Origin of the sequence: Duganella levis, from assembly GCF_009857605.1 — a bacterium.
GTDB classification, from domain to species: Bacteria; Pseudomonadota; Gammaproteobacteria; order Burkholderiales; family Burkholderiaceae_D; genus Rugamonas; species Rugamonas levis.
On the sequence record NZ_WWCT01000061.1, the window covers coordinates 1 to 6461 of the forward strand.

Genomic DNA, 6461 nt, shown 5'->3' on the forward strand with positions numbered 1-6461 from the left:
TCGCTCTTCTCAAAAATACTGACAGTATTTCTACTGAATATTTCTTTGTTGAGCATTTAATGCTTTTTGTTGCAGCACCAAATGCCCACACTTATCGACTGTAAATTTTTAAAGATCATTCTGTGTTGCAGCTGAAGAAGCGTTTTGTTCATCAGCGAAGAAGGAAGAGTATGAAGCATTTTCAGCATTTCGTCAACCTTCTTTTTTCCTCACTCAACGCTGCATTTGCATGTGTTGTTTCGTGAGGGACAGAATCATAACAAGGCAGCCCTGGGTTTGGCAAGGGCTTTTTTCACGCCATCCGCCAGCAGTGCGATCACCAGCGCCCCGGCGCCGATGCCCATCAGCAGGCGGTGGTTACCGCCGCTGTGCGCAAACACATAGGAATAGGTATAGCCAGCCAGCGCCTGGAACAAGGCAAACACCGTGGTGGCCTTGCTCCACACTACGTTCTGCGCATGTGCATCACCCTCCAGGATGCGCTGCACCCGGCTCAGCGTAATCGGCACGATCCCCGGCGGGAAGGAGCCGATCACCAGCGTGGCCGCCAGCAGCACCATGTGATTGGTCGAAAACATCATCAGCGCAATCGCGCCCAGTTGCAGCCAGATCGTCAGGTGACTGGTCGGCGCCGGCCCAATGCGATCGGACAGCGCGCCATACACCATCGGCCCGGCAATCGCGCCGACGCCATACACAATCCAGAACAGCGCCGCAGTGTGCGTACCCCAGCCGAGACCGCGCGCCACGTAGTCCACCAGGAACACCATCATCGGCACCAGCCCTACCGCCATCAACGCATATTGCAGATACAGCAGATTCAGATCGAAGCGCACTGCCGCCTGCGCCGCAGCACTTGGCTCGCCGACCGGCACATGCGTATGCGCTGCATGCGGCCAGCATGCCCAACTGGCGACACTCAACAGCAACGACAACACGCCCAGCCCCAGCCACGTCGCCCGCATACCCAGATCCAGCAGCAGCGGCACCAACGTGCCGGACGCCGCAATGCCCAGGCCGATACCGAGGAAGATGGCGCCGCTGGCCATCCCCTTGCGATGCGCAGGCACATGCGGCAGCACCGTCATTGCGGCCAGCACCATGATGATGCCGCCGGAAATGCCCGACATCAGCCGCCAGCCGAAGAACCACGTCACCGACAGCGGAAACGCGCAAGCGAAAAACGCGGCCGACGCCAGCAGCATCATGGCGCGCAGGGTACGACGCGCACCATAGCGGCGCGCCAGCGGCCTCCCCATCAAGGCGCCGATCAGATAGCCGACCAGATTGGCGGCGCCAAGATAAATCACATCCTTGGCGGCAAACCAGTGGGCCTCGATCATCGGCGGAATCAGCGGCGTGTAGGCGAAGCGCGCCAGGCCGATGCCCACCAGGCTGGCGCACAGGCCAGCAAAAATGGCGCGCGCGGTGGCGCCCCGGTCTTCTACGGTATCCATGAACAATCCTTCAAAGCTGCAATCATGTTTGACAGCATAGTCAAACTTGACACCACTGTCAAACATATTGATAATGGCCCCATGGCAGGCATAAAACAATTTAACGAAGACGAAGCGCTGGAACGGGCAATGCACGTGTTCTGGCGCCAGGGCTATGGCGCGACCTCCATGCCGGACTTGGCGAAAGCCACCGGTGTGCAGCGCGGTTCCCTCTACCACGCCTATGGCGACAAGCAGAGCATCTTCCTGCTGGCGTTCGCGCGCTACCAGCGTCACTATCTGGACATGGTGCGCGAGCGCATGCAGCTGGCCGATCCGGAGTCAGCGCTGCGCGCCTACTTTGCGTATGTGATCAATTCGATGTCCGAGCCGGTGCCGCAACTGGACGACACGCCGTCGTCGCGCACGCGGGGCTGCCTGACGACCAAGATCGCCACCGACGAGACCGCCATGGACGAGCCGGTGCGCAACGCCCTGCGCGGCATGCTGGAAGGATTGGGAGAAGTATTGGAAGCGCGGCTGTCGCAACCGGACGCCCGTGAGCGCCTGACCTTATCGCCGCAAGACGCGGCGCGCCTGCTGGTGACTTTCACGCGCGGCAATGTTGTGATGGAGCGTATCTACCATGGCCCGCAACAACTGCAGGCCACGGCAGACAGCATGATTCAGATCTTGTTCAAACGTTGTTGATTACCACGTCCACGCGCTTGTGCACGTCGTGCGCAAACGCCAGGAATTCGCGCATTTCCTCCGGCTGATTGACGTCCAGCGCGAACCATTCGGCCGAACCGCCGGCCTTGCGGATTTCCGCCACCAGCGCGTGCAGCTTGCTGGAGCGGCGCGCGCCCAGCACCACGTGATGCCCCTCGCCTGCCAGCTGACGAGCGGTGGCCGGACCGCATCCCCGGCTGGCGCCGGCGATCAAAATAACTTTGCGATGAGTTTCCGTCATGATGCATCCTCCCCAGGCCATTAACACAGGCTGCATCTTACGGAGGAACGGCGATGCTGCAAATGCACATGGCTATGCAGTTCTTGCCTAATCCTATAGATCGCACCATCAACGGTAGCGGCGGGGGCAGGAATCATGGATCATTCCTATTCCAGACCGCATACAAGAGGAGTTAAGCGTGGAACGCATGATCGCCCTGCACACCCAGATGGCGCGCACCGATGGCTATACCGAAACCCTGGTGGATGACGTGCGCCTGACCCGCTCCACGCAAAGCACCACCAAGTCGCCGGTGATGTACGAGCCGTGCATCGCCATCGCGATACAGGGCCGCAAGCGCACCTACTTCGGCAACGAGACGATGCAGTTCGACGCCGACCACTACCTGGTGGTGGCGGTGCCGATGCCGTTCACCGCCACCACCGAGGCGTCGCCGGAGCAGCCGTTTCTCGGCATCTCGATCCGCGTCGACCGCACCACGCTGGCCGACCTGATGTTTGCCATCGACCAGAGCGATACCGAAGTGCCGGCCATGCCGAAAGGGATGATGGTCACGCGTATGGATGAGCGCCTGCGCGACACCGTGCTGCGCCTGCTCGAAGCGCTGAACTCGCCGCTGGAAGCGCGCGTGCTGGGGCCGGGTATCGTGCGTGAAATCTGCTACCGTGCACTGATGGGCGAGCAAGGCGCGGCAATGCGCGCGGCGCTCACCAGCCAGGGGCAGTTCGGCCGCATCGCCAAGGCCTTGCGCCGCATCCACGCCGACTATGCGGCCGACATCGACGTCGGCATGCTGGCGGCGGAAGCCAGCATGAGCGTGCCGGCCTTTCACGTTCATTTCAAGTCGGTCACGCATTGTTCGCCGATCCAGTATCTGAAATCGGCGCGCCTGCTACAGGCGCGGCTGCTGATGGCGCGCAACGACATGACGGCGCAGGCGGCGTCGGCCCAGGTCGGCTATGAAAGTCCATCGCAATTCAGCCGCGAATTCAAGCGCTACTTTGGCCGCAGTCCGAGCGAGGAAGCGCATGCCGTGCGGCGCCTGCTCAATGTGCAACCGGTAGAAGCGGCGCGCTTGATCTAGACGCGCGGCGCCAGGCCGGGATAGAGCTGCGCCAGCGTCGCCGATACCATCTGTTTCATCAACGGTTGCAATACTGCCGGCGCATGGCGGGCCTGCTTCCACACGGCGGTCAGCTCGGCCTGATGCTGCGTCACCACCTGCTCCACCGCGCTTTGCCAGAAGGCTGGCGCTTCGCCATCGACAAAGCTGCCGCGGCCTCTGCCGAAATGCGCCACCGCCAGATAGCGCAGGATGCCGGCCACCACCAGCGTCTGCATGAAGGCGTCGGTAAATTGCATCGTCGCCTGATGACGGTCGGTGGTGGAGTTGAAGCCCCAGGCGGCGCCGGCAAACGTCAGCGCGCCGGCCAGGCCGCCGAGCAAGGCGCCACCGCCCAGCGTGAGACCACCGGCCAATAGATCTGCCGACAAGCCGGTGGCCGCGCCGGAAATCATCGCGCCCAGCAGGCCGGCTTGCGCCTTGTCGATCGGCGCGCGCACGGCGAAATGTTCGCGCACCTGGGCACTGATTTCCGCCGCGCCGGCCGGGTCCAGCTGATGCAGTATCAGCAGTTCGCGCGTCATCTCGGCGGTGCGCTGGTTCAGGCGCGCGACCAGCTGGCTCATGGCCTGATCCTGACGCTGCTGCTCGGCGTTGCGCCCGATGCCGACCACCTTCAACGCGGACTTGAGCATGCTCGCGCCCTCTTCCGGCATGGCTTCGCTATCGTGCGCGGCGGCCAGCAATTGCGTGGCCAGCAGCTGCATCGATTGCTCGTAACGGTCGGCATTGCGCGCTTCCCATACACCGAACAGGCGCGCGTAGGCAGGCTGCAATTCGGACGGCAGTAACCTGGCCAGCGCATCATAAAACACTCGCTCATGCACCCAGCTGCGGGCGAAGGCATCGAGCGGCAGCACGTCGCGCACGGCAGGATATTGACGCAGATGATCGCGCCAGCGCGCTTGCTCCAGCTGCTCTTCCGTCAGCGGACGTGGGCGGCCGGTCTGGTTCAGCAGCACGACCACCGGCTTGCCCAGCCAATCAAGAATCTTCATCTCGGCCGGCACGTAGCCGGCGTCCTGCGGATCTTCGGACGAGTTCACCAGATACAGCACGATGTCGGCGGAATCGCGCGCAGCGCGCAGCGCTTGCTGGCTCAGCCAGAATGGTTGGTCACGATAACGGTCCAGTACTTCGCGCAGGAACCAGCCGATCGGATTGCCGGCTTGCGCCAGACGCTTTTGCAAACGGACTGAATCGCCGAAGCCGGGCGTATCCCACAGTTGCAACACATCGCCTTGCGGCGTGGTCAGCAATGTATGCGGCTCGGAGTGTATGGTGACGTGGGCGGCGTCGCGCACTTCGCCGACATCGACGCCCATCAGCGTGCGCGCCAAAGTGGTCTTGCCGTTATTGGTGTGCGAGATCAGTGCCAGTTGAATGGTGCTGCTCATGCCGGCGCCTGCAGATTAACTACCGTGGCAGCCGCGCGATGGAAGCGGCAGAATTCCTGCCACAAGGCGATGCGCTCGGCCAGGCGCTCCGGTCCCATGCGCTCCAGATAAGCGGATTCGTCCAGCAGCACAGTGACGCCGCGCGGTACCGCCTTGGTCAGCGCATCGAGAAAGGCGCCGTGGTTTTCCTGCTCCGGTGTTGCGCTCAGATTGAACAACGCTGCCGTCGCGGCGGCCTCGGTATCGTCGCTCACTTGCGGCGCTTCGCCGTAGGCGGTCGATGGCCGCAGCATCAGGCGTCCCTGCTCGCCGAACATTTCGCTGGCGATTTTCTGCAAGCTGCGGTGGCGTTGCTCGTCGACGGTAAAGCTGTAGGGCAGCACTCGCAGCGTACCGCCTTGCGCCATGCCCATCGCATCATTCAGCTTGCGGAAGTAAGGCTGTTCCAGATCGAGCGGGAAGTGACGTGCCAGCCGTGCCGCGCGCCATTGCGCAAACGCCGCCAGCAGCAAGCGTGGCAACACAACCAGCAGCACGATGGTGGCGGCGTACAAATGGACCCAGCGCGCGCCGCCGCCTGCCGCAGTGGTATTGGGGAAACGCAGCGCTTCAATCTCCGCCAGCGTAAAGCCTTGCAGGTGGAATAGCGAGACGGCCGGTGAAAAAAGGATGGTCAGCAGATTGTGGACCTGCGCCGCATCAAGGAAAGTGCTTTCCCAGCCGGCGGCATATTGCGACAGCAGGCCGCGCGCATACAGCGAAAGCAGCGCGCCAGTGGCAAACATGGCCGCGCTCAGATGAATGGTACGACTCAGGCGAGCGGACGTTAGCTTCGCACTCAGCTGCGACCACTCGCTGGCAAAATTCATCACGGCGGTAGACAACGCTGCTGGCAGTTTGCGCGGTGGCTTCAGACGACGGGGCACGCGTGATTTCGAGGAAATAAACAGCCAGATCAGCAAGCCCAGGTAGACCAGCAGATTCCACGCAATGATCAACAGCAGCGGCGCCGACAACAAATCGACGCGATGCGGATCGGTGATGCGGTCGAGACCGGCGCCGAGCAGCAGGCCGATGACCGGCAGGGCCCACGCCAGCGCACGCAACGGCGCCCGCTGTTGCAGGAAGCCGGCGAATGACGGATGGCGTTCGGCCAGGCGCTTGAGGATTTGTTCGGCGCGTTGTTGGAGGAAATCATCGCCGGTGGCCTCGGACTTGCGGTCCGCCGCCCGCCACTGCGCCAGTTCGCGCGCGCTGCGGCTGGCATATAGGCGATCATCGTCGCTGAGGATTTCCTTGTTTTGATCGGTGGTCTCGATGGCGCGGACCAGCACGACGTCTCTTGCAGTGTGTTCATTCATGCAAAGAGTATAAACGCGAAAAAGCCCCGACCGGATTACCGGACGGGGCTTCTTCTAATAACTAGCTTGACGATAACCTACTTTCACACTGGTTGCAGCACTATCATCGGCGTAGAGTCGTTTCACGGTCCTGTTCGGGATGGGAAGGGGTGGGACCGACTTACTATGGTC

Annotated in this window: 6 protein-coding genes and 1 rRNA gene; 2 read left to right on the plus strand and 5 right to left on the minus strand. The window is 62.0% G+C overall.

Annotated elements, in window-relative coordinates:
- Positions 1–254: 254 nt before the first annotated feature.
- Positions 255–1457 carry a YbfB/YjiJ family MFS transporter gene (locus GTP69_RS30435; RefSeq protein WP_161058370.1) on the minus strand — a complete coding sequence of 401 codons (1203 nt, stop codon included), beginning with the start codon at positions 1455–1457 and terminating at the stop codon, positions 255–257.
- Positions 1458–1538: 81 nt separating this feature from the next.
- Between GTP69_RS30435 and GTP69_RS30440 the strand changes: the two genes are divergently transcribed.
- On the plus strand, positions 1539–2147 hold the full coding sequence (locus GTP69_RS30440) for a TetR/AcrR family transcriptional regulator (RefSeq protein ID WP_161058371.1): 609 nt from the start codon (positions 1539–1541) through the stop codon (positions 2145–2147).
- On the opposite strand, the gene GTP69_RS30445 is transcribed toward GTP69_RS30440, so the two are convergent.
- A complete protein-coding gene (locus GTP69_RS30445; protein ID WP_110850170.1) occupies positions 2134–2409 on the minus strand; it encodes an SDR family NAD(P)-dependent oxidoreductase in 276 nt (91 codons plus the stop codon). The two genes, GTP69_RS30440 and GTP69_RS30445, sit on opposite strands and share 14 nt — an antisense overlap.
- 187 nt (positions 2410–2596) lie before the next feature.
- Here GTP69_RS30445 and GTP69_RS30450 point away from each other — a divergent pair, with 187 nt between their 5' ends.
- Positions 2597–3493: an AraC family transcriptional regulator gene (locus GTP69_RS30450; protein WP_161058374.1), complete on the plus strand. Its 897-nt coding sequence runs from the start codon at positions 2597–2599 to the stop codon at positions 3491–3493.
- Here GTP69_RS30450 and GTP69_RS30455 read toward each other — a convergent pair.
- The 3 genes from GTP69_RS30455 to rrf form a co-directional block, all read right to left on the minus strand.
- Positions 3490–4929 carry a GTPase domain-containing protein gene (locus tag GTP69_RS30455; RefSeq protein ID WP_161058372.1) on the minus strand — a complete coding sequence of 480 codons (1440 nt, stop codon included), beginning with the start codon at positions 4927–4929 and terminating at the stop codon, positions 3490–3492. The two genes, GTP69_RS30450 and GTP69_RS30455, sit on opposite strands and share 4 nt — an antisense overlap.
- Positions 4926–6290, minus strand: a complete 1365-nt coding sequence (locus tag GTP69_RS30460; RefSeq protein WP_161058373.1) for a DUF2868 domain-containing protein — start codon at positions 6288–6290, stop codon at positions 4926–4928. The genes GTP69_RS30455 and GTP69_RS30460 overlap by 4 nt, the downstream gene beginning before the upstream one ends.
- Before the next feature lie 64 nt (positions 6291–6354).
- A 5S ribosomal RNA gene (gene rrf / locus GTP69_RS30465) occupies positions 6355–6461 on the minus strand; the annotation flags it as partial.

Bases quoted from the DNA above. Each gene is read 5' to 3' on its own strand.
- GTP69_RS30460 (WP_161058373.1), bottom strand. From the start codon at position 6,290: ATGAATGAACACACTGCAAGAGACGTCGTGCTGGTCCGCGCCATCGAG.
- GTP69_RS30435 (WP_161058370.1), bottom strand. From the start codon at position 1,457: ATGGATACCGTAGAAGACCGGGGCGCCACCGCGCGCGCCATTTTTGCT.
- GTP69_RS30440 (WP_161058371.1), top strand. From the start codon at position 1,539: ATGGCAGGCATAAAACAATTTAACGAAGACGAAGCGCTGGAACGGGCA.
- GTP69_RS30450 (WP_161058374.1), top strand. From the start codon at position 2,597: ATGATCGCCCTGCACACCCAGATGGCGCGCACCGATGGCTATACCGAA.
- GTP69_RS30455 (WP_161058372.1), bottom strand. From the start codon at position 4,929: ATGAGCAGCACCATTCAACTGGCACTGATCTCGCACACCAATAACGGC.
- GTP69_RS30445 (WP_110850170.1), bottom strand. From the start codon at position 2,409: ATGACGGAAACTCATCGCAAAGTTATTTTGATCGCCGGCGCCAGCCGG.